The 21,682-nt window shown below is 72.9% G+C and carries 16 protein-coding genes and 1 pseudogene; 8 read left to right on the top strand and 9 right to left on the bottom strand.

The window, feature by feature from the left end; translation table 11 throughout:
• The first annotated feature begins 19 nt into the window (after nucleotides 1-19).
• A complete protein-coding gene (locus tag ELX43_RS15125; RefSeq protein ID WP_127784135.1) occupies nucleotides 20-2,221 on the top strand; it encodes an MMPL family transporter in 2,202 nt (733 codons plus the stop codon).
• 16 nt (nucleotides 2,222-2,237) lie between these two features.
• Here the strand turns inward: ELX43_RS15125 and ELX43_RS15120 are convergent, their stop codons facing one another.
• Genes ELX43_RS15120 through ELX43_RS15105 form a run of 4 tightly spaced genes read right to left on the bottom strand, consistent with a single transcriptional unit; the run spans nucleotide 2,238 to nucleotide 7,409 of the window.
• Nucleotides 2,238-3,656, bottom strand: a complete 1,419-nt coding sequence (locus ELX43_RS15120) for an amidase (protein WP_127784134.1) — start codon at nucleotides 3,654-3,656, stop codon at nucleotides 2,238-2,240.
• A gap of 59 nt (nucleotides 3,657-3,715) precedes the next feature.
• A complete protein-coding gene (locus tag ELX43_RS15115; protein WP_127784949.1) occupies nucleotides 3,716-5,107 on the bottom strand; it encodes a DUF1116 domain-containing protein in 1,392 nt (463 codons plus the stop codon).
• Entirely contained in the window at nucleotides 5,107-6,573 is a 1,467-nt protein-coding gene (locus ELX43_RS15110; RefSeq protein WP_206518033.1) for a hypothetical protein, read from the bottom strand. Before ELX43_RS15110 ends, ELX43_RS15115 begins: the two co-directional genes overlap by 1 nt.
• A complete protein-coding gene (locus tag ELX43_RS15105) occupies nucleotides 6,570-7,409 on the bottom strand; it encodes a DUF2877 domain-containing protein (RefSeq protein ID WP_127784133.1) in 840 nt (279 codons plus the stop codon). The genes ELX43_RS15110 and ELX43_RS15105 overlap by 4 nt, the downstream gene beginning before the upstream one ends.
• 38 nt (nucleotides 7,410-7,447) lie before the next feature.
• On the opposite strand from ELX43_RS15105, the gene ELX43_RS15100 reads away from it, so the two are divergent.
• The 7 genes and pseudogenes from ELX43_RS15100 (at nucleotide 7,448) to ELX43_RS15070 (ending at nucleotide 16,176) form a co-directional block, all read left to right on the top strand.
• Nucleotides 7,448-9,166 (top strand): PucR family transcriptional regulator, encoded by a 1,719-nt coding sequence (locus tag ELX43_RS15100; RefSeq protein WP_127784132.1) that lies wholly within the window; start codon nucleotides 7,448-7,450, stop codon nucleotides 9,164-9,166.
• 259 nt (nucleotides 9,167-9,425) lie between these two features.
• Nucleotides 9,426-10,889 carry a solute carrier family 23 protein gene (locus ELX43_RS15095; RefSeq protein ID WP_127784131.1) on the top strand — a complete coding sequence of 488 codons (1,464 nt, stop codon included), beginning with the start codon at nucleotides 9,426-9,428 and terminating at the stop codon, nucleotides 10,887-10,889.
• Entirely contained in the window at nucleotides 10,886-11,749 is an 864-nt protein-coding gene (locus ELX43_RS15090) for an FAD binding domain-containing protein (RefSeq protein ID WP_127784130.1), read from the top strand. The genes ELX43_RS15095 and ELX43_RS15090 overlap by 4 nt, the downstream gene beginning before the upstream one ends.
• A gap of 26 nt (nucleotides 11,750-11,775) precedes the next feature.
• Nucleotides 11,776-12,231 (top strand): annotated as a pseudogene (locus ELX43_RS15085) ((2Fe-2S)-binding protein); the annotation flags it as partial.
• Between the two features lie 17 nt (nucleotides 12,232-12,248).
• Nucleotides 12,249-14,624 carry an aerobic carbon-monoxide dehydrogenase large subunit gene (cutA, locus tag ELX43_RS15080; RefSeq protein WP_206518274.1) on the top strand — a complete coding sequence of 792 codons (2,376 nt, stop codon included), beginning with the start codon at nucleotides 12,249-12,251 and terminating at the stop codon, nucleotides 14,622-14,624.
• Nucleotides 14,621-15,292: a carbon monoxide dehydrogenase subunit G gene (locus ELX43_RS15075; RefSeq protein WP_127784127.1), complete on the top strand. Its 672-nt coding sequence runs from the start codon at nucleotides 14,621-14,623 to the stop codon at nucleotides 15,290-15,292. Before cutA ends, ELX43_RS15075 begins: the two co-directional genes overlap by 4 nt.
• A 32-nt stretch (nucleotides 15,293-15,324) precedes the next feature.
• Nucleotides 15,325-16,176, top strand: a complete 852-nt coding sequence (locus ELX43_RS15070) for an NAD(P)H-binding protein (protein ID WP_164860671.1) — start codon at nucleotides 15,325-15,327, stop codon at nucleotides 16,174-16,176.
• A gap of 43 nt (nucleotides 16,177-16,219) precedes the next feature.
• Here the strand turns inward: ELX43_RS15070 and ELX43_RS15065 are convergent, their stop codons facing one another.
• The 5 genes from ELX43_RS15065 to ELX43_RS15045 all read right to left on the bottom strand — a co-directional run bounded on the left by ELX43_RS15065 (nucleotide 16,220) and on the right by ELX43_RS15045 (nucleotide 21,481).
• Nucleotides 16,220-16,684: a nucleoside deaminase gene (locus tag ELX43_RS15065; protein ID WP_127784125.1), complete on the bottom strand. Its 465-nt coding sequence runs from the start codon at nucleotides 16,682-16,684 to the stop codon at nucleotides 16,220-16,222.
• A gap of 66 nt (nucleotides 16,685-16,750) precedes the next feature.
• The gene (locus tag ELX43_RS15060; RefSeq protein WP_127784124.1) at nucleotides 16,751-17,650 is read right to left on the bottom strand and encodes an ABC transporter permease; all 900 of its coding nucleotides are present in this window, start codon (nucleotides 17,648-17,650) and stop codon (nucleotides 16,751-16,753) included.
• Nucleotides 17,647-18,744: an ABC transporter permease gene (locus ELX43_RS15055; RefSeq protein WP_127784123.1), complete on the bottom strand. Its 1,098-nt coding sequence runs from the start codon at nucleotides 18,742-18,744 to the stop codon at nucleotides 17,647-17,649. The genes ELX43_RS15060 and ELX43_RS15055 overlap by 4 nt, the downstream gene beginning before the upstream one ends.
• Nucleotides 18,741-20,399 (bottom strand): ABC transporter ATP-binding protein, encoded by a 1,659-nt coding sequence (locus ELX43_RS15050; protein ID WP_127784122.1) that lies wholly within the window; start codon nucleotides 20,397-20,399, stop codon nucleotides 18,741-18,743. Before ELX43_RS15050 ends, ELX43_RS15055 begins: the two co-directional genes overlap by 4 nt.
• The gene (locus ELX43_RS15045; protein WP_127784121.1) at nucleotides 20,396-21,481 is read right to left on the bottom strand and encodes a BMP family protein; all 1,086 of its coding nucleotides are present in this window, start codon (nucleotides 21,479-21,481) and stop codon (nucleotides 20,396-20,398) included. Before ELX43_RS15045 ends, ELX43_RS15050 begins: the two co-directional genes overlap by 4 nt.
• Nucleotides 21,482-21,682 lie beyond the last annotated feature (201 nt).

Here is a 21,682-nt window from a genome sequence, read left to right as displayed (position 1 = left end):
GACAGGGGAGGCAGGAACCATGAGGGGCAACGCCAGCAGAGACAGGTCAGCCAGGCGCCCGTCGGTCACCGCGATCACTCGGTGGTGCATCAGCCACCCCTGGCGGACGATCGCCGGCTGGCTCGTCGTGGTGCTGGCCGCGATCACCACCGCCGCGCTGGTGCCCACCCAGACCGCCACCGACGCCGCCACCGTGGTCGGCGAGTCGGGTCGGGCCGCGGAGCTCGTCCGAGACGCCGGGCTGCAGCAGCCGGAGGTCGAGACGCTGCTGCTCACCGCACGCGCGGGCACCCTGGACCCCGCCCAGGCGCAGGAGGCCGCGGCGGAGCTGCGACAGGCCCTGGTGGGCGGGAGCGGCATCGCGACGGTGGGCGAGGCGGAGTGGTCGGCGGACCGCGGTGCGCTGCTGCTGCCGGTCACCCTGCTCGGTGACGAGGCCGGGGCGGACGACCACGTCCAGACGGTGCTGACCGCCGGTGAGCAGGCCCAGGCCCGCCACCCAGCGCTCATGATCGAGCAGGTCGGCTCGGCGTCGCTCGACGCCGCGGTCAACGAGCGCGTGGGGGAGGACCTGGGCTCGGGCGAGGCGCTGGGGCTGCCCATCACCTTCGGCATCCTGCTGGTGGCCTTCGGCGCGGTGGTCGCCGCCGGCATCCCGGTGCTGCTGGCCTTCAGCGCGGTGCTGCTCACGCTGGGCCTGTACGCGCCGCTGTCCCACCTGGTCCCGGACGCCGGCAGCGTCGCCAACGTGGTGCTGCTGATCGGGATGGCGGTGGGGGTGGACTACGCGCTGTTCTTCCTCAAGCGCCAGCGGGACGAGCGACGCCGGGGGCGCACCAGCACGGAGGCGATCGAGGTCGCCGCAGCCACCGCAGGACGGGCCATCGTCGTCTCCGGCGCCGCGGTGGTGGTGGCGATGTCGGGCTTGTTGGTCACCCGGGACGTGGTGTTCACCGGGCTGGGAGTCGGCACGATCCTGGTGGTGGTGGTGTCGGTGCTGACCTCGGTCACCGTGCTGCCGGCGCTGCTGGTCAAGCTCGGTGGCGCGGCGGACCGGCCGCGGGTGCCGCTGCTGTGGCGGCTCACCGACCGGATGGGCTCCGGCGCGCTGAGCGGGCGGATGCTGCGACCGGTGCTGGCCCGCCCCCGCGCTGCGGCTGCCGCTGCGTTCCTCGTGCTGCTGGCGCTGGCCGCACCCGTGCTGGGGATGCGGGTGCACGAAGCCACGCTGCAGACGCTGCCCCAGGACCTGCCCGCCGTGCAGGCGGCTCAGCACCTGCAGCAGCGGTTCCCCGTCGAGGGGCCGCGCATCGAGGTGGTGCTGCACGGCGAGGACGCCACCGCGCTGCGGGGGACGCTGGCCGAGGTGGCCGCAGCCGCGGCGCAGGACGGGCTGGGGACACCCACCGAGGACGTCCGCACGAGCGGGGACGGGCGCACGGGCGTGCTCACGCTGACCGCGCCGGGCGCCGCGGGCGCAGCAGGGAACGAGGCCGCGGTCCGGACGCTGCGCACAGACGTGCTGCCGCACGCGGTGGGCACGGACTGGGCCGTGGGCGGGGACTGGGCCGTGGGCGGGGACGTGGCCGAGGGCATCGACCGGCGCGATGCCATGTCCGGCAGCCTGCCGTGGGTGGTCGCGTTCGTGCTGGTGCTCACCATGGCGATGATCGGGGTGGCGTTCCGCAGCCGCACGCTGGCGGCGCTGACGACGGTGCTCAACCTGCTGTCGGTGGGGGCGGCGTTCGGGGTGCTCACGCTGGTGTTCACCCACTCGTGGGCGGACGGGCTGCTGGGCTACACCTCCACTGGAGCCATCGTGGACTGGGTGCCGCTGTTCTGCTTCGTGGTGCTGGTGGGTCTGTCGATGGACTACCACGTGTTCGTGCTGAGCCGCCTGCGCGAGGCGCTGCGGGCGGGCGTGCCCTACCGGGCCGCGGTGGCCGACAGCGTGCGAGGCACGGCCTCGGTGGTGACCAGCGCGGCGCTGGTGATGGTGTCGATCTTCGCGGTGTTCGCCACGCTCAGCATGGTGGAGATGAAGCAGATGGGGGTGGGGCTCGCGGTGGCGATCCTGGTGGACGCGACGGTCGTGCGCCTGGTGCTGCTGCCCGCGCTGCTGCTGCTCCTGCAGCCGCGGCTGCAGGGTCTGGGCGGGGTTCGCCCGGACGCCGGTGCGGCGTCGGCGGAGCCGTCGGTGGTGGCTCAGCCCGCAGGCTGAGCCACCACCGCAGGGCTCACGGGGTGAGCGTCGGCCGCCGCCGGCCCACCCCGGTGGCCTGCTCGAAGGCGTGGCCGACCTCGAGCACCCGACGGTCCGCCCGGGGTGCACCGATGACCTGCAGCCCCACCGGCAGCCCGTCGTCGGTGAACCCGGCCGGCACGGACAGCGCGGGGACGCCGGCCGCGCTGATCATGGAGCACGACCGCATCCACCCCAGGTAGCTGTCCTGCTGCACCCCGTCGACCTGCGCCGGGTACTCGGTGTCCACGTCGAAGGGCACCACCTGGGTGGTGGGGGCCAGCAGCACGTCGTAGCTGTCGAAGAACTCCACCATGCGGTGGTGCAGCCGGGTGTGCAGCGTCTCCGCACGGGCCACGTCCTGGCCGGTGAGCTTGCGGCCCTGCTCCACGTTCCAGGCGATCGCCGCCTTGACCTGGTCCGGGTGGCGCGTGACGACGTCGCCGAAGGACGCGACGAACAGCCACGCCCGCAGCACGGAGAACACCTCGTCGGCGTCGTCGAGGTCCGGGCAGGCCTCGTCCACGTGGGCGCCGAGGCTCTCGAACACCTGCGGGACCGGGGCCAGGGCCGCGCGCACCTCGGGGTCGACCGGCATGCGGCCGCCGAAGTCGGGGGCCCACGCCACGCGCAGGCCGGTGAGCTCCGTGGGCATCGGGGCGGCGAAGCCCGCACCGGCCTCGGTGAGCGAGATGGGCACCCGCGGGTCCGGACCGGCCAGGGCGGACAGGCCCAGCGCCACGTCGCCCACGGTGCGGCCCATCGGGCCCTGCACGCTGAGCGTGGACCACCCCATCTGGGTGGGGTGGCTGGGCACGCGCCCCGGGGTGGGGCGCAGACCGACCACGTTGCAGAACGCGGCCGGGTTGCGCAGCGACCCGCCCATGTCGCTGCCCTCGGCCAGGGCGACCATGCCCGAGGCGAGCGCGGCGGCGGCGCCACCGCTGGAGCCGCCGGCGCTCACGTCCAGGCGGTAGGGGTTGCGGGTGGCCCCGAACACCGTGTTGTAGGTGTGCGAGCCGGCCGCGAACTCCGGCACGTTGGTCTTGCCCACCCGGACCGCGCCCGCCTCGCGCAGCCGCGCCACCACCAGCTCGTCCTGCTCCGGCACGAAGTCGCGGTGCAGGGGCGAGCCCCAGGTGGTGCGCATCCCGCCGGTGACGTGGGTGTCCTTGTGCGCCACCGGCAGGCCGTGCAGCGGACCGGTGGACTCGCCGCGGGCCGTGGCGGCGTCGGCAGCGTCGGCCTGCGCCCGCGCCCCCTCCACGTCGAGGGTGACGATGGCGTTGACCTGCGGGTTGGTCCGGTCGATGCGGTCGAGGTGGGCGTCCAGCAGCTCCCGAGCCGAGAGGTCCCGGCGACGAAGCATCGCCGCCAGCTCGGTGGCGGGGGTGAAGCACAGGTCGTCGGACATGGGTGGTCCTCCAGGTCGGGGTGAGGGTGGCGGGCGGGCGAGGCGCAGGGCCGCCCGCGTCAGGCGGTGCGGCGGGCGAGCTCGGCCAGCGCGGCGGGGAAGATCTCCGCCGGTGGGGTGACCAGGCCGGCGCCCACCTGGCCGGTGCCGGCGACCTTGCCGGCCATGCCGGTGTTGATCTGCGGCAGGATGCCGGTGCGCACCACCTTGGTGACGTCGATGCCGGCCGGGGTGCCCCGGAAGTCCAGCACCGGCACCGAGTACATGTTGTGCTCGGCCAGGGTGATCTCGTACATCCGACGGGTGTTGGCCAGCGCGTCGGACACCGTGCCGCCGACGAAGCGGACGATGGCCGGTGCCGCCGCCATCGCGAAGCCACCGAGGCCGGCGGTCTCGGTGATGGCGGAGTCACCGATGTCGGGGTTGGCGTCCTCCGGGCCGTAGTCGCCGAGGAAGAGGCCCTCGGGCACCTGCGCGGGGCCGGTGAACCACTGGTCGCCGGTGCCGGAGACCTGGATGCCGAAGTCGGTGCCGTTGCGCGCCATGGCCACCACCATGGTGGAGCCGGGGATGTCCCGGGCGGCGTCCAGCGCCAGCTTGCAGGCGGGCATGGCCAGGTTGAGGAAGAAGTGGTCGTTGCCGGCGACGAAGCGGGCGGCCTCGGCCAGGTCGGCGGAGGGGAAGCCGGACTCGATGATCGCCGGCATCAGCTCGCGCAGCAGCATCAGCGTGCCGGCCCGGTTGCGGTTGTGCGCCTCGTCGCCCATCTGCACCATCTGCGCCAGGATCGAGGTCACGTCGATGGGGCCGTGCGCCCGGATCGCGGTCTGCAGCACCGGCCCGAGCACGGCGGACATCCAGCGCAGCCGGGTGATGACCTCCTCGGAGTAGGCGCCGTAGCGCAGCACCTTGCCCAGCCCCTCGTTCAGCGAGCAGTAGGTGCGGCGCCCGGTGGCGGGGTCCTCGATGACGAAGACCCACATGGACGCCGACACCACGCCGGCCATCGGGCCCACCGCGTCGTGGTGGTGGCAGGGGTCCAGGGTGATCTCGCCGCGCTGGAGCAGCCCGGCCGCGTCCTCGGGGTCGGTGACCAGGTTCTCGAACAGGGCGGCACCCATCAGCGCACCGCGCATCGGACCGGAGGCGCGCTCCCAGTCGATCGGGGGGCCGGCGTGCAGCAGGTCGTGGGGGCCGAGGCCGAGCGCCTCGGCGGCGGGAACCACGTCGACCACCATGGCTCGGACGGCCAGCATGCGCTGCACCGCCAGGGCGTTGGCCTCCACGCGCCGGGCGTCGGCGAGCACGGCGTCCAGGTCGTCGGTGGTCGCGGCCATCGGCGGCGCCCAGTCGACGCGCGTGACGCGCGCGGCCTGGCTCTGGGCGGCATCAGCGAACAGGTCGACCCCGGCGGTGATCAGCTGGGGGTCGCGGCGCAGGAGCTCGGTCATCATCGGCTCGCAATCAGGTCGCACGCGAACCGGGCGGCTTGCGCGTTGGAGGTGAACACGTGCGCCCCGGCATCGTTGAGGGCACGGGCTTGGGCGGTGAGGTTCTGCGGGTCACCCTTGGCGCCGACCAGCGAGAGCACGACGGAGACGTCGCCGCTCTCCCGGGCCGCCGCGATCGCCGGGGCCAGCTCGGCGGCCGGGTCCGGGTGAGCGCCGTGGCCGAGCACCACGTCCATCAGGATGACGGCGGTGTCCGGGTCGAGGGCTTCCTTGGCCAGGCGCTCCAGGCGCAGCGACGGGTCGATCATCGGGTGCGGGCGCCCCGCGGTCAGCTCGTCGTCGCCGAAGTCGATCATCGCGTGCCCGGTGGCCGGGGTGCGGGGATCGAGTCGCCACTCCGGGCGCAGCGGGATGTTCGAGGCGATCTCGCCGAAGCGCTCGCTGGCGATGACCATGGCCTCGTCGCAGAGCGTGCCGCCGGCGAAGAGCCCCCGCAGGACGCCGGTGCGCGGCTGCGCCTGCGGGCCCGCCCAGTGCTGCCACTCCGGCACCGCGGCGCCGACCGCCCGCAGGGCGTCCTCGGTGGCCGCGGTCAGGTCGGGGCGGCCGGCCCCGAGCAGCGCCAGCTGCACCGGCGTGGAGAGCGTGGCGGCGAAGGCGGCCAGCTCCTCGGCGACCTCGGGGGCGGGCGGCTTGGAGACCAGCACGATGAGCTCGGTGGCGGGGTCCTCGTCCAGGGCCACCAGCGCGGCGCGGGTGGAGCGCCCACCGACTGCGGTGGACAGGTCGCGACCCCCGACCCCGAGCGCGGCGGTCACGCCGGTGCCCGCGGCGTCGAGCAGGCACAGGATCTGCTGGGCGCCGGTGCCGGAGGCGGCGACGAGGCCGACCGGTCCGGGCTCCACGGTGTGGGCGAAGCCGAGGCCGATCCCGCCGACCACGGCGGTGCCGCAGTCGGGGCCGAGCACCAGCAGGCCCCGGGCGGCCGCAGCCTCCTTGAGCTGGACCTCCTGCTCCACGCTGACGTTGTCGGAGAAGATCATCACGTCGCAGCCGGCGTCCAGGGCGTCCATCGCCTCCACGAAGGCGTGCTGGCCGGGCAGCGAGATGAGCACCAGCGCCGGGCCGGTGCTGCGGGCGGCGGCGGACACCGTGCGCGGGGGCATCTCGGCGAACGAGCCACCCGAGGCGGTCGGGCGGGCGGCCAGGGCCTCGGTGACCACCGAGAGCACCTGCGCCAGCGCGGCGTCGTCGCGGGCGCGCACGGCGACGAACAGGTCGTTCGGGCCGATGCCGTCGGGCTCCTCGAAGCCCATGCCGCGCAGCAGGTCGAGGTTGAGCTCGGTGGCCATCGCCACGAGCACCCCCTCGGCGCCGTCGGTGTCGCCGGCTTTTCGGCTGACTTGCATCAGCGTGACCGAGTCCGCGTACGCGCCTGGTCGTGCCTCGACGTGGTGCACAGTCACCGGTGGCCTCCATGGGGGATAGACAGAACAGGGTGGTGCCGGCCGGCGCGCTCGCCGGCGAGCAGGACGCCCCAGGCCAGGGCCGCACCGGAGGTGTGGCCGACCTGGAGCAGTCGGGTGAGGACGGGGGTCAGCTCGGCAGGGGAGTGGGTGAGCGCGGCGACCAGCTCGACCAGCTCGGCCACGGCCTCGTGCTGCGCGGCGTGCCGCAGCAGCTGGGCCGACAGCGCGCTGGTGGCCTGGCCCGAGCGCGCGGCCACCGAGCGCCGCAGCTCCTCGACCGGCAGGCCGAACGCGCCGGCGCCCACCAGGTACCCGGCGAGCACGTCGTCACCGCTGGGGGTGAGTCCCGGCCCGCAGCCGAGCAGCCCGGCCACGGCCGCGGCGGTGGCGCCCTTCGTGAGCTCCGCCAGCCGGTGGGGCTCCAGACCGATCTCGCGCCCGGCGAGCAGGGCCCGCAGCTCGGTCAGCGCACCCGGCCGGGGTGCACCTGGGCGGACCCGCAGCGGCGACCACTGCCGTGCGGCCACCACCGTCACCGCGCCGTCCGGGCCGAGCCACTCGATGCGGCCCTCGCCCACCACCACGCCCTGGTGCTCGCGCAGCGCGCGGGCCGGAGCGAGGCTGGCCAGCGGAAGCTCGGCCGTGGTGGTGGCCAGCACCAGCCCGCAGGGCAGGCGCACGGCGTCGTGGCTGAGCACCGCGAACACGGTGGAGCCCGGTCCGGTGGTGGCGAAGTACAGCGCAGCGTCCACCGCCCCGAGCCACTGCGCAGGTTGCAGCGGTCCCGCGGTCACCGCACGGATGGCCGTGCTCGAGGCGCCAGGGATATGCATGATGCCTGGACGCTAACCCCCCCGAGTACGGTCACCCCATGGAAGACGTTGCCAACATTGTGGACTCACAGGCACAGGATCTGCCAGCACGTCTCGGGGCTGCCCTGGCGGTCCACGAGCTGATCTCCCTGCCCAGCCTGGCCGGCTCGACGCTGGTCGGCGGGGCCAGCGGGCTGCACCGCAACGTGCGTGGCGTCAACGTCATCGAGGTGCCGGACATCCTGCCGTGGGTGAAGCCGGACGTGCTGCTGCTGACCACCGGGTTCCCCATCCGCTTCGGCGACACCGCGCAGCCGTTCGACCCGCGGGCCCTGGTGGACCTGGTCGAGGGCCTCGTGCGCTGCGGCGCGGCCGCACTCGGGGTCAAGGCGGGCCGCTACCTCGACGAGCTGCCCCGGGCGATGATCGACGCCGCCGAGCGGCTGAGCTTCCCGTTGTTCCTCATCCCCCGCGACGTGGGGTTCGACGAGGTGATGTCGGAGGTGTTCATGCACCTGATCGACCGGCAGTCGATGACGCTGGACGTCGCCGACCGCACGCACCGGGCCCTGACCACGATCGTGCTGGAGGGCGGTGACCTGCCGCAGATCGCCGACGAGGTGTCGGCGCTGTTCGAGGCCGCGGTGCTCATCTGCTCCCCCGACGGCCGGGTGCAGACCACGGCAGGAGGGCTGGCCGACCGGGACGCGCTGGAGGCCCTGCCGCTGTTCGACCCCTCCGGGCGGCTGCGCACCGAGCGGCTGCGCCACGGCCTGCAGGAGAGTCCGGGCGAGCTGCCCGGCCAGATCGCGGTGGCCCCGGTGATCGCCGGGGGCACCGACCACGGCCTGATCGTCGCCTACGCCCCCGCCGGCGGCCTGGGCGCGGTCACGGTGCAGGCGCTGGAGCGGGCCGCCACCGTGGTGGCGCTGGCCGTCACCAAGCGGCTCGCCGTGTCCGCCGTGGAGTCGAAGTTCCGCGGCGACTACCTGCGGGAGGTGCTCGCCGGCACCGCCGGGTCGCCGGAGCAGGTGGCGGAGCACTGTGCGCAGCTGGACTGGGACGTTCGTCGCAGCATGGTGGTGGTGGTGGCCCAGCTCGACCCCGAGGAGGAGACCACGGGGGACGCGCCGTCCTCACCGCCGGCCTCGGCCCGGCAGCCGCAGGAGCGCCTCACCGCCGCGTGGCAGCAGGTGGTGCGCCGCCGGGACCGGGCCGCTCCGGTGGTGGGGTTCAGCCACGAGGTGGTGGCCCTGATCCCGGTCCGGGCGGACAACGCCGTGGACGTCCTCGACGACCTGGTCGCGGCGGTCACCGGCGACCGCGGTGGTGGCCGGCACCTCTTCAGCACCGGGGTCAGCCGGGTGATCAGCTCGGTCGCCGACCTCCCGGACGCCTACGAGCAGGCCCGCAAGGCCGTGCTGGTGGGGCGCCGGATGCGGGGCAACGGGGCGCTGGCGCACTTCGACAACCTGGGGGTGCACCGGCTGCTCTCCCTGGTCAGCGACAGCGCCGAGCTGCACACCTTCGCCAGCGAGGTGCTCGGCTCCCTCGCCGCGGACACCGACGAGGCCAGGGACCTGCGCCAGACCCTGCAGGCGCTGCTGGACACCAACTGCAACGTCGCCGAGACGGCACGGGTCCTGCACTTCCACTACAACACGCTGCGGTACCGCATCGGCAAGCTCGAGGGCATCGTCGGCCGGTTCACCGCCGACGCGAACCTGCGCCTGGACCTTGCGCTGGCGCTGCGCGTGGTGGAGATGCGCGGCCTGTAGCCGACCGACCAGCGGAGACCCGCTCAGTGGTCACTCTGTGTGACATCTTCGTCATCAACGAGCAACATGCGTGGCCCCCTGCGGAAACAACCAGCGGCGATTCTGGCTCTCCTCGCAACTACCGACGGTGTCCGCGGGCTTCGTCAAGATCTGCCCATGATCGAGGCTGTCGGCCGCCATAACGTCCTGAGTGAGCGCGATCACAGGCGGCGGTTGACGTTGCGATGTGGGTAGATCGGCAACCGAAAGGACGGCTCAGATGTCCGCAGTGGGATGGAAGCTGGTTTACGGGGGCAAGACCCCACCGCCAGGCGAGGTGGTTCGTCCCGACGAGCGGCTGTCGTGGCCCCGCACCGTGGGGCTGGGCACCCAGCACGTGGTGGCCATGTTCGGCGCCACCTTCGTGTTCCCGGTGGTCATGGGCCTGAACCCGAACCTCGCGATCCTGATGTCCGGGGTCGCGACGATCCTGTTCCTGCTCATCGTGAAGGGGAAGATCCCCTCCTACCTGGGCACCTCGGCGTCCTTCGTGGCTGCGGTCGCGGCGATCCGCGCCCAGGGCGGGAACTCCCGGGAGGTCACCGGGTCCATCCTGGTCGCCGGCCTGCTGATCGTGGTGATCGGCGTGATCGTGCACTTCGCCGGCGGGGGCGTGGTGCAGAAGGTGCTGCCACCGGCGGTCAGCGGGGCCGTCGTCATGCTCATCGGCTTCAACCTCGCACCCGTGGTCGCCAGCGTGTACTGGCCGCAGGACCAGTGGATCGGCTTCATCGTCATGGTCTTCCTGGTGATCGCGACCGTGATCTTCCGCGGCTTCTGGTCCCGGATCGCCATCTTCCTGGGCCTCGTCCTGGGCTACGCCCTCTCCTGGGTGTTCGACCGCGTCTTCGGGGTGATCCACTCGATCACCCCGACCAGCGACACCCCGGTGGACCACTACCGCATCGACTGGTCGAGCGTGCGCAGCGCCGACTGGATCGGCTTCCCGCAGAAGTCGCTGTTCGCCGCCGACGGGTCGGAGACGGTCGCCGGCTGGCACGCGCCGAGCTTCAACATGACCTTCATCCTGCTGGTGCTGCCTGCCGTCATCGCGCTGGTCGCGGAGAACGCCGGCCACGTGAAGGCGGTCAGCGAGATGACCGGCGAGAACCTCGACCGCTACCTCGGCCGCGCCTTCATCGGTGACGGCGTCGGCACCGCGCTGGCCAGCGCCGTCGGCGGGTCGCCCACCACCACCTACGCCGAGAACATCGGCGTGATGGCGGCGACCAGGGTGTACTCCACCGCGGCCTACTGGGTGGCGGCCGCCGTCGCCGTGCTGCTCGGCTTCTGCCCCAAGTTCGGGGCCGTGGTCAGCGCCACGCCTGGTGGCGTGCTCGGCGGGGTCACGGTGGTGCTCTACGGGATGATCGGCCTGCTCGGCGCCAAGATCTGGGTGGAGAACCGCGTCGACTTCGCGAACCCGGTGAACCTCATCCCGCTCGCCGCGGGCCTCGTCGCCGGCATCGGCGGAGTGGCGCTGGACTTCACCGACAGCTTCTCGATCAGCGGCATCGCCCTGGGCTCCATCATCGTGCTGGTCTTCTACCACTGCGTCCGCCCGTTCGCGCCGGCCCACCTGCGGGAAGGGCTGCAGGAGCCGAACCGCATCCCCGAAGGCCGTGCCGCCGACGCCGTCGTCGTGCCCGGCACCGCCGAAACCCAAGGAGACGATCGTCGTTGAAACCGTCCACATTCGGGTACTCCCGGCCGGAGTCTCTCGAGGAGGCACTGACCACCCTCGACTCGCTGGGCACTGACGGAAAGGTGCTCGCCGGCGGCCAGTCGCTGCTGCCGATCATGTCGATGCGCCTGGCTGCCCCGCAGCACCTCGTGGACATCAACCGCCTGGCCGAGCTGGCCTACGTGCGGGTGGCGGACGGGCAGGTGCGGGTGGGGGCCCTCGCCCGGCACGCCGCGGTGCTGCGGGACCCCGACGCCGCCGCGGCTCAGCCGTTGCTCGGCCAGGGGCTGCAGATGGTCGCCCACGCCACCATCCGCAACCGGGGCACGACGGTGGGCAGCATCGTGCACGCCGACCCCTCCGGGGAGATGACCGCAGTGCTGGCCCTGCTCGGGGGCACGGTGCGGGTGGCCACCGCCGCCGGTGAGCGGGAGGTGGCCGCCGAGGACTTCTTCCTGGGCCCGATGGAGTCGGCGGTGGCCCCCGGTGAGCTCGCGGTGGAGGCCAGCTTCCCGGTGCTCGACCCGGCGGCCGGCACCGCGTTCGTCGAGGTGGCCCGACGCCACGGCGACTACGCCGTCTGCGGCGTCGCCGCCCACGTCCAGCTGGGGCCGGACGGCGCCATCAGCTCCGCCCGCGCGGCGTACCTGTCGGTGTCGGCCACCCCGGTGGTCCTCGACCTCAGCGAGGCCTGTGGCGCCGACGGCAGCGGCGACGTGGCCGGCTTCGTCGGCGACAACCTCGACCCCGACCCGGACATCCACGCGACAGCGGACTACCGGCGACAGCTCGCCGTCGTGCTCACCAGGCGCGCACTCGCCCAGGCGCACAAGGCGGCACGTGAAAGGAACGCGGCATGACTGAAGAGCTCCACGACGTACGAATCACGGTCAACGGGACCACCCACGAGGTGCGAGTCCCGGCGCGCCGGCTGCTGTCGGACTGCCTCCGCCAGGACCTGGGGCTGACCGGCACCCACGTGGGCTGCGAGCACGGCGTGTGCGGTGCGTGCACCGTGCTGTTCGACGGTGCCCCCACCCGGGCCTGCCTGATGTTCGCCGTCTCCGCCGACGGTGGCGAGGTGACCACCGTCGAGGGGCTCACCGAGCCCGACGGCACCCTCTCCCCGGTGCAGCAGGCCTTCTCCGACTGCCACGGCCTGCAGTGCGGCTTCTGCACCCCCGGCTTCCTCACCACCATCACCGCCGGGCTGCGGGAGAACCCCGACCCCGACGACGAGCAGGCGCGCGAGCTCATCGGCGGCAACCTGTGCCGCTGCACCGGCTACCAGAACATCGTGGCCGCGGTGCACTGCGCCGCGAAGCTGCAGCGAGAGCGGGCGACCTCGTGACCACCAAGATGTTCGGCGAGCCCATCGCCCGGGTGGAGGACGACCGCCTGGTCCGCGGCGACGGCGCCTACCTCGACGACCTCGGCAACGACGCCCTCGCCGTGGCCTTCGTGCGCAGCCCGCACGCGCACGCGGAGGTCCTCGACGTGGACGTCTCCGGTGCGCTGGAGATCGACGGGCTGGTGGCCGTCTACACCTACGAGGACCTGCCCGACCGCGTCGCCGAGCCGATGCCGCTGCTCATCCCGCACCCCTCGCTGACCCACGGGCGCACCCAGTACGCCCTGGCGCGCGACGAGGTCAACCACGTCGGCGAGCCGGTGGTGATGGTGGTGGCCACCGACCGCTACGTCGCCGAGGACGCCGTCGAGCGCATCGTCGTCAGCTACCGGCCGCTCAAGCCCGTGGTGGGGATCGAGGCGGCCCGCGAGGCCACTCACCTGGTGCACGAGGACGTGCCGGGCAACGTCGCCGCCAGCTGCGTGCAGAACGTGGGCGACGTGGACACCGCGATCGCCGGGGCGGCGCACACCCTGGAGCTGGACCTGTCCATCGAGCGCTCCGCCGCCACCCCGATGGAGGGCCGCGGCGTGCTCGCCCGCTGGGACACCCAGGCCGGGCGCCTGCGGATGTGGACCTCCACGCAGACCTCCACCGGGGTGCGTGCGGCGGTGGCCGCCAAGCTCCGCCTCGCGCTGGCCGACGTGGACGTGATCACCCCGGACACCGGTGGCGGCTTCGGCGTCAAGATCATGCACCCGTGGCCGGAGGAGGTGCTGGTGCCGTGGGCGGCCAAGGTGCTGGGGCAGCCGGTGAAGTTCACCGAGGACCGGCGCGAGCACTTCGTGGCCAGCGCCCACGAGCGGGCGCAGCTGCACCACGTGCGGGTCGGCTTCGACGACGACGGTCGCATTCTCGGGCTGGACGTCCGGTTCTGGCACGACCACGGCGCGTACATCCCCTACGGCGTGATCGTCCCGCACAACACCTCCACCCAGCTGCTCGGCCCGTACAAGCCCGGCGCGTACCGGGTGTCGTTCGACTCCCTCTACACCAACACCCTCATCGTGATCCCCTACCGCGGCGCAGGCCGGCCGCAGGGGGTGTTCGTCATGGAGCGCACGATGGACGCCATCGCCGCCGAGCTCGGCCTGGACCGCACCGTGGTGCGCGAGCGCAACTTCATCCAGCCGGAGGAGATGCCCTACGACCACCAGATGACCTTCCAGGACGGTCGGCCGCTGATCTACGACTCGGGCGACTACCCCACCCTGCTGGCCAAGGCCAAGGAGCTGGTGGGCTGGGACGACTTCACCGCCTACCGTGACGCCGCCCGCGCCGAGGGACGCACCGTGGGGATCGGCATCGGGTGCTACGTGGAGGGCACCGGTGCGGGGCCGTACGAGGGCGGGCACGTGGTCATCGAGCCCTCCGGCAAGGTGAAGGTGGCCACCGGGCTGACCTCCCAGGGCCAGGGGCACCAGACGGCGTTCGCCCAGATCGTCGCCGACGAGCTGGGCGTGGCGGTCTCCGACGTCGAGGTGGTCACCGGCGACACCCGCCGCATGGGCTATGCGGTCGGCACCTTCGCCTCCCGCGCAGCGGTGATGAGCGGCTCGGCCATCGCGCTGGCCACCCGGGTGGTGCGGGACAAGGCGCTCACGCTCGCCGCCGAGGCGCTGGAGGTGGACGCGTCGGACCTGGAGATCGTGGACGGGACGGTTCGGGTGGTCGGAGCTCCGGGCACCGGTGTCTCGCTCGCCACCATCGCCGTGCTGTCCAACCCGTTGCGCTACGCCTTCGACGAGTCCTCGGCGCTGGCCACCCAGTTCGCAGTCGGCGACACCAGCAAGCCGCCGGTGGCCGACGGGGAGGAGCCGGGCCTGGAGGGCCGGTCGTTCTTCTCGCCGATGCAGTCCACCTTCGCCGCCGGAATCCACGCGGTGGTGGTGGAGACCGACCCGGACACCGCCGAGATCACCATCCTGCGGTACTGCGTGGTGCACGACTGCGGCAACCTGATCAACCCCCGGATCGTCGAGGGCCAGATCCACGGCGGGGTGGCCCAGGGAGTGGGCGGGGCGCTGTTTGAGCGGATGGCCTACGACGACTCCGGCCAGCTGCAGAACGCGTCCTTCATGGACTTCCTGATGCCCTACGTCACCGAGGTCCCCAAGAAGATCGAGATCGACCACCTGGTGACTCCGTCACCGCTGAACCCGCTGGGCATCAAGGGCGCCGGAGAGGCTGGGGTCATCCCCACCTCTGCCGCGATCGCCTCGGCCATCGAGGACGCCGAGGGCTTCCCGATCACCGCGATGCCCATCTCGCCGAGCGAGCTCTTCGAGCTTCGCCGCACCCACTCAGAGGAGAGCACACGATGAAGGTCAGTGGAAAAGCCCAGCTGCACGCCCCGGTCGACAAGGTCTGGGACGCGCTGAACGACCCGGCCGTCCTGGTGCGCACCATTCCCGGCTGTGAGCGCCTGGAGGCCACCGGCAAGGACGAGTACGCGATGGTGGTCACCGCTGGGGTCGCCTCGATCAAGGGCACCTACACCGGCGAGGTGACGCTGTGCGAGCAGGAGGAGCCGAGCTCGTTCCTGATGAAGGCGTCCGGGGCCGGCGGTCCCGGCACGGTCAGCGCCGAGGTGCGGGTGAAGCTGGCCGACGGCGGCGACGGCACCACTCAGCTGACCTACGACGCCGACGCCGTCATCGGCGGTGCGGTGGCGGGCGTGGGCCAGCGCATGCTCATCGGCGTCACCAAGAAGATGGCCGGTGAGTTCTTCAAGGCCGTGGACGACGTGATCACCGGCAAGAGTGCCGCTCCGGTCGCTGCCCCGGTGGCCGCGCCGGCGGGTGCCGCCGCGACCACGGATGCCGGTGCCCCGGTGACCCAGCCCGGGGTGTTCACCGCACCCAGCAGCCCCAGCACGGCCGGTGGCCTGCCCGGGCTGGCCGGTGACGGCCTGCTGCCCGGCGCGGTCCTCGGCGCGGTGCTCACCCTGGTGGGAGTGCTGGTCGGCGGTCTGCTCGGCCGACGGCGCTGACCCGCTCGGCAGCCGCCCCGTCCACCGTGGTGGTGAGCGGGGCGGCCGGCAAGACCGGCCTGGCGGTGACCCGAGCCTGCACGGCCCGCGGGCTCGCCGTCACCGCGCTGGTGCGGCGGGCGGAGCAACGACCGGCAGCGCTGGCCGCCGGGGCAGCTCGAGCGGTGGTGGTGGACCTCGGCGACCCGGCGCGCGTGCGGGCGGCGCTGGACGGCCACCACGCGATGTACCACGTCGCCCCCAACATGCACCCGGACGAGGTGGGGCTGACCCGCATCGCGGTGACGGCGGCGCAGCAGTGCGGCGCCCGCCGGTTCGTGCTGCACAGCGTGCTCGCCCCCTACCTGCCGGACATGCCGCACCACCTGCGCAAGGCCGACAGCGAGCGGGTGCTGCGCGGCAGCGGGCTGGACTGGACGATCCTGCAGCCGGCCAGCTACGCGCAGAACGTGGCGGTGGAGCTGGTGCGCCGCACCGGGGTGCTCACCGTGCCCTACCGCACCACGGCGCCGTTCACCCCGGTGGACCTGGCCGACGTGGCCGAGGCCGCCGCAGTGGTGCTCACCGAGGCGGGCCACACCCACGCCAGCTACGAGCTGTGCGGTCCGGCCGTGCTGGACACCGTGGCGATGGCCGCGTGCCTGAGCGCCGTGCTCGGCCGGGACGTGCAGGCCGGTGCGCAGTCCGCCGAGGACTGGTCGGCCACCGTGCCCGAGCTCGACGCCAGGACCCGCCAGGACCTGCTGGCGATGTTCGACTACTACGACCGGCACGGCCTGGTGGGCAACCCGCGGGTGCTGTCCGGGCTGCTGGGGCGGGCACCCACGACGTTCGGCGAGGCTCTCGCGGCCAGCCCAACCAGCACCGCTCTGGCCCGCGGCTAGCTCGTGCCCGGCCGGCCCGGACCCCGCCGGACCGGGCCGGCCGTCAGCCCTGCTCGCCGATGTCTTCGTGCCACAGCTGCGGCTGGTCGGCGATGAAGGCCGCCATCATCTCGGTGCACTCGGCGTCGTCGAGCACCACCACCTGCACCCCGCGCGAGCGCAGCAGGTCCTCGCCCCCGGTGAAGTTGCTGTTCTCCCCGATGACCACCCGCGGGATGCCGTAGAGCAGGATCGCGCCGGTGCACATGTCGCACGGGGACAGCGTGGTGACCATGGTGGAGCCGGCGTAGACCGATGCCGGCAGCCGCCCGATGTTCTCCAGGCAGTCGGTCTCGCCGTGCCGGATGGCGCTGTTGTCCTGCACCCGCCGGTTGTGGCCGACCCCGAGGATCTCGCCGGCGTGGGCGAGAGCGGCGCCGATCGGGATGCCACCCTCGGCCAGGCTCGTGCGGGCCGCCGCCAGGGCGTGGGCGAGCAGGGCCTCGTCGGTCAGGGTCGGGTCAGTCATGGTGCTTCCGTTCGCAAAGGGGTCGGGCGCAGTGGGGTCGGCGCAGAGGAGTCAGGCGCAGAGGAGTCAGGCACGGCGGTAGGCCTTGAGGTAGGAGGCGGGGTAGCGGACCTTGCGGCCCCAGACGAAGAGGGCGGCGATCACGGCCAGGTAGGGCAGCGCCAGCATCAGCTCGCGGGGGATCTGGCTGAACGTGGCGGTGATGGCCAGCTGCAGCTGCAGCGCGTCGGTCACCGCGAAGATGAGTGCACCCCCCAGGGCCGGCCACACCCGCCACTTGGCGAAGATCACCAGCGCGATGCACACCCAGCCCCGGCCGTTGATGATGTCCAGGGTGAAGCTGCCCAGCACGGCCAGGGTAAGGAAGGCCCCGCCGATGGCCATGAAGGCGCTGCCGACCACCAGCGCCGCGTAGCGCGTGCGGGTCACCGAGATGCCGGCCACCTCGGCGGCCTCGAAGTTCTCACCCACCGCCCGCAGGCGGTAGCCCACGCCGGTCGAGCGCAGCACCCACCAGGCTCCAGGAGCCAGCACCAGGAACGCCAGGTAGGTGAGCCAGTGCTGGTTGAGCACCTGCACGTCGGCCAGCAGCACCTCGAACTTGCGGTCCATGGTGGGGCGGTCTCCGGCGTAGAGCAGCCGGAAGGTGAACTCGCAGGAGGCCACCAACAGCAGGGTCAGGCCGATGCCGGAGACGTGCTGGTTGAGCCCCAGGGTGACGGTGAGCAGACCCATCAGCACCCCGGCGAGCATCCCGGCCACGACGGCCACGAGCAGCCCGAGCCACGGTGAGCCGGTGCGCACGGCCGTCAGGAAGCCGGCGAAGGCGCCCAGGTACATGGTGCCCTCGATGCCCAGGTTCAGGATGCCGGTGCGCTCCACCACCAGCTCGCCCACGCCCGCCCAGACCAGCGGGGTGGCGATGGTGAGCATCGCGCCGATGAGGGCGAGGACGTTGATGCTCATGCGGGTACCTCCTCGGCCGCGCTCGACCGCGATCGCCGGCGGGTGTGGGTGCGCAGCTGGACGCGGTAGCGGCGCCACATCATCGCCGAGAGCACGACCAGCAGCAGCAGGGCGCTGAACACGCGGCCGAGCTGGGCGGGCACCTGCAGCACCAGAGAGACGTTCTCCGCGCCCACGGTGATGTCGGCGAGCAGGCCGGCGACCAGCAGCACGCCCACCGCGCTCAGCCCGGCGAGGGTGGCGATGATGACGCCGGTGTAGCCGTAGCTGTTGCTGATGCCCGCCGTCAGCTGGTGCTGCACGCCCATCACCTGGGAGGCGCCGCCCAGGCCGGCGACACCGCCGGAGACCAGGGCACACCGCCACTGCAGGCGGCCCACGGCGATGCCGCTGAACGCGGCGGCCTGCGGGGCCTGGCCGGCGGCCCTGATGCGCACCCCGGTCGCCGTCCGCGACATCACCAGCCAGGTGAGGACGACCGCCACGAGGGCCACGGCGAATCCCCAGTGCACCCGGGTGCCGGGCAGCAGCGCCGGCAGGTCGTAGCCGTGGCCGATCCGGTTGGAGTCGGTGAAGCCGCTGCTGGAGTTGCGCCAGGGCCCGACCAGCAGGCCCTGCACCACGAGCAGGGCCACCGGGTTGAGCAGCAGCGTGGTGACCACCTCGTCGATGTTGGCGCGCCGCTTGAGCCACGCGGGCAGGGTCGCCCACAGCACGCCGCCCAGGGCTCCGGCGAGGAAGCCGAGCGGAAGGGCCAGCGGGGCAGGCAGGTCGGGCAGGCCCAGGCCGATGGCCGTGGTGCCGATGGCGCCGGCCAGGAACTGCCCCTCCGCGCCGATGTTCCAGTAGCCGGCACGGAAGGCGATGGCCACCGCCAGCCCGGTGAACAGCAGCGGGGTGGCCGTGAGCAGCACCTCGTAGAGGTTTGCCGTGGAGCTCAGCGGGGTGAACAGGTACCGCTCGAACGCCGCCGGCGGGTTGGCGCCGGCGAGGCGGATGGGGATGGCGGTGAGGGCGACGGTGACGAGGATGGCCAAAGCCACCGCGGCGGGGGCCACCCAGCGCGGCTCGTGGCCACGTAGGACCATTCTCATGACGTCGTTCCCACGTCGCTTCGCTCGCTCATGACGTGCACTGCCTCGCCGGCCATCATCAGGCCCAGTCGCTCGGGGGTGGCGTCGGCGCCGGAGAGCTCGCCGACGACCTGGCCGCGGAAGAGCACCGCGATCCGGTCGCAGAGGCTGGTGATCTCGTCCAGGTCCTCGGAGATCACCACCACGCCGGCGCCGGAGCTGCGCAGCTGCTGCAGCTGGGTGTGCACGTACCGGTAGGCGCCCACGTCCAGCCCCCGGGTGGGCTGGGCCACCACGAGGACCCGGGGCCGGCGGGCCAGCGCACGGGCCAGCAGGACCTTCTGCACGTTGCCGCCGGAGAGCGTGCCGATGGCGTCGCCCGGCTTGGCCCGGATGGCGAACCGCTCGATCATCTCCTCGGCGTGCGCCCGCACCGCGGGGCGGTCGAGCAGCCCGCGGCGGGTGTAGGCGGCGAGGTCCTCCAGCACCAGGTTGTCGGCGACGCTCATGGTGGGCACCACGCTGCCCTTGCGGTCCTCGGTGAGCCGCCCGAGCCCGGCAGCCAGGCGAGCGCCGCTGCCCAGCCGCGTCACGTCGGTGCCGGCCACGCAAATCGTGCCCTGCGACGGTGCCTGCACCGCGCACAGCACGTCCATCAGCTCGGTCTGCCCGTTGCCGGAGATGCCCGCGATGCCCACGATCTCCCCGGGGCGCACCACCAGGTCCACCCCGTCGAGCACCGTGCGACCGCCCCGCTGCGCCGACAGCCCGCTCAGCTGGAGCACCGGCTCCGCCTCGGCGGACCCGGCCGGGCGCACGGGCGCGGCCGGGGTGGGCTCGGCGGGTGCGGTCGGTGTGGCCTCGGTGGGCAGGCCCACCGCCGTGGCGGCCTCGGTCGACGGCGGCGGTGCGTCGCCGGCGATGCCCATCATCAGGGCGGCCAGGGTGGTCACGTCCACGTCGGCGGTCCGCCGGGTGGCCACCAGCCGACCCTTGCGCAGCACCACCACCCGGTCGGAGATCTCGGCCACCTCGCGCAGCTTGTGCGAGACGAACAGCACCCCGAGGCCGGCGGCGCGCAGCCGCTCCACGGTGGTGAACAGCGCCCGCACGTCCTGCGGCACCAGCACCGCGGTGGGCTCGTCCAGGATCAGCACCCGGCAGTCGTGGAAGAGGGCCTTGACGATCTCCACGCGCTGGCGCTCGCCGATGGACAGCGTGGACACCAGCGCGTCCGGGTCCAGCGACACCCCGATCCGCTCCATCGCCGCCACCACGCGGCGCCGGGCCGCGCGCAGGTCCACCCGGCCGAGACCGATGCCGGACAGGGCCACGTTCTCGGTGACCGTCATGGTCTCCACCAGGGAGAACTCCTGCGTCACCATCCCGATCCCGGCGGCCATGGCGTCCCGGGGCGAGCTGATGGCCAGCTCCCGGCCGCCCATCCAGATGGTCCCGGAGTCCGCTCGCACCAGCCCGTAGACGATCTTCATCAGGGTGGACTTTCCCGCGCCGTTCTCCCCGAGCATGGCGACCACCTCGCCGGCGGCCACCGACAGCGTCACGCCGTCGTTGGCCACCAGGTCGCCGTAGCGCTTGCCGATCTCGCGCAGCTCGATGAGGGGTTCGCCGGGGCCGGCCTCGCGGTGGGGTGCACGCGCTGCCGGTGCGCTCACTCGCCCGCGACCACGATGGAGCCGGCCGGTGCGCTCTCGTCCACCGGCGTGACGAACGCCCCGCTCTTGATCTCCTGCTCCTTGGCGGCCACCTGCTTGGCCAGCGCGTCGGGGATGCCCCCGACCACGTCGGTGTTCAGGGGTGCCAGTGCGCTGCCGCCCACGTTCATGAAGGAGAACTTGCCGAGGTCGACGGCCTCGGGCCCGCCGGTGGCCTGCTTGATCACGGCCTCCACGGTGGGGCTGACGTTCCAGATCAGCGACGTCGCCACGTGCTTGGGCCCGTCCGCGGACTGGTCGGTCATCATGCCGACGACCGGGATGTTCGCCTCCTTGGCGGCGGCGATCACGCCGTCACGCTCGGCGAAGAGGACGTCGGCACCGGCGGCGATCTGGGCCTGGGCCGACTGCTTGGCCGCCGCCGGGTCGAAGAAGGTGTTGATGAAGGACACCTTCACCGTGGCCTGGGAGTTGGTGGCCTTGATGCCCTGCACGAAGGCGTTGACGATCCGGTTGACCTCGGGGATGGGCATGGCCCCGACCACCCCGATGGTGTTGGTCTTGGTGAGGCCTCCGGCCAGCATCCCGGCCAGGTAGGCGGGGTCCTGCATCCAGTTGTCGAAGACGCTCATGTTCGGTGCGACGGGCTTGCCCCCGGACCCGAAGACGAACGGGATGGTCGGGAACTCCGCGGCCACCTTCCGCACGGCCTCCTCGGCCGCGAACGCGTCACCCATGATGGCGGCGGGCTTCTCGGTGCGCGCGACGTCGCGCAGGGAGCGCTCCAGCGAGTCCGAGGTCTTCAGGTTGTCCACGTGCTTGTAGCGGATCTTGCCCTCGTCGGCGGCCTTGGTGAGCGCGGTGTGGATCGCGCCGTCCCAGGGCTCCTCCAGCGGCGTCGCGAAGATGCCGTAGACCAGCGGCGCCGCCGCGTCCCCGGAGCCGCCTCCACCGGTGGACTCCGCACCGGTCGTCCCCCCGCAGGCGGTCAGCAGCAGCAGGGCGCAGCCGGCGGCGACGGCGCCGAGGTGGCGGCGCAGCCGGCGGGGGCGGGCGGGCGGACGGGCGAGGTGGGTCGTCATCGAAGCCTCCAGGGGCGACAAGGGGACGTGCGCGGGGATCGACGACGAGCGGCCACAGTGGACGGTGCACCCGGGCGCGGGCAGCGCCCCGGTGCTGAGCGGTAGGGGAAGTGGCCAGAGACGGCGTCTCGAACTACGCGACATTCGACCAACGCCCGAGGGGGGTGTCAATGGACGTGCGGCCCGCCGCCTGGGGGTTTA

This window comes from Rhodococcus sp. X156 (assembly GCF_004006015.1).
Classification (GTDB): domain Bacteria; phylum Actinomycetota; class Actinomycetes; order Mycobacteriales; family Mycobacteriaceae; genus X156.
The sequence above is the reverse complement of the archived record's forward strand: the minus strand, read 5'-3'. Positions and strand labels throughout refer to the sequence as shown.

Excerpts from the sequence above, each read along its gene's own strand:
- ELX43_RS15125 (WP_127784135.1), top strand. The coding sequence starts at position 20 with ATGAGGGGCAACGCCAGCAGAGACAGGTCAGCCAGGCGCCCGTCGGTC.
- ELX43_RS15120 (WP_127784134.1), bottom strand. The coding sequence starts at position 3,656 with ATGTCCGACGACCTGTGCTTCACCCCCGCCACCGAGCTGGCGGCGATG.
- ELX43_RS15115 (WP_127784949.1), bottom strand. The coding sequence starts at position 5,107 with ATGACCGAGCTCCTGCGCCGCGACCCCCAGCTGATCACCGCCGGGGTC.
- ELX43_RS15105 (WP_127784133.1), bottom strand. The coding sequence starts at position 7,409 with ATGCATATCCCTGGCGCCTCGAGCACGGCCATCCGTGCGGTGACCGCG.
- ELX43_RS15100 (WP_127784132.1), top strand. The coding sequence starts at position 7,448 with ATGGAAGACGTTGCCAACATTGTGGACTCACAGGCACAGGATCTGCCA.
- ELX43_RS15095 (WP_127784131.1), top strand. The coding sequence starts at position 9,426 with ATGTCCGCAGTGGGATGGAAGCTGGTTTACGGGGGCAAGACCCCACCG.
- cutA (WP_206518274.1), top strand. The coding sequence starts at position 12,249 with ATGTTCGGCGAGCCCATCGCCCGGGTGGAGGACGACCGCCTGGTCCGC.
- ELX43_RS15075 (WP_127784127.1), top strand. The coding sequence starts at position 14,621 with ATGAAGGTCAGTGGAAAAGCCCAGCTGCACGCCCCGGTCGACAAGGTC.
- ELX43_RS15065 (WP_127784125.1), bottom strand. The coding sequence starts at position 16,684 with ATGACTGACCCGACCCTGACCGACGAGGCCCTGCTCGCCCACGCCCTG.
- ELX43_RS15060 (WP_127784124.1), bottom strand. The coding sequence starts at position 17,650 with ATGAGCATCAACGTCCTCGCCCTCATCGGCGCGATGCTCACCATCGCC.
- ELX43_RS15055 (WP_127784123.1), bottom strand. The coding sequence starts at position 18,744 with ATGAGAATGGTCCTACGTGGCCACGAGCCGCGCTGGGTGGCCCCCGCC.
- ELX43_RS15045 (WP_127784121.1), bottom strand. The coding sequence starts at position 21,481 with ATGACGACCCACCTCGCCCGTCCGCCCGCCCGCCCCCGCCGGCTGCGC.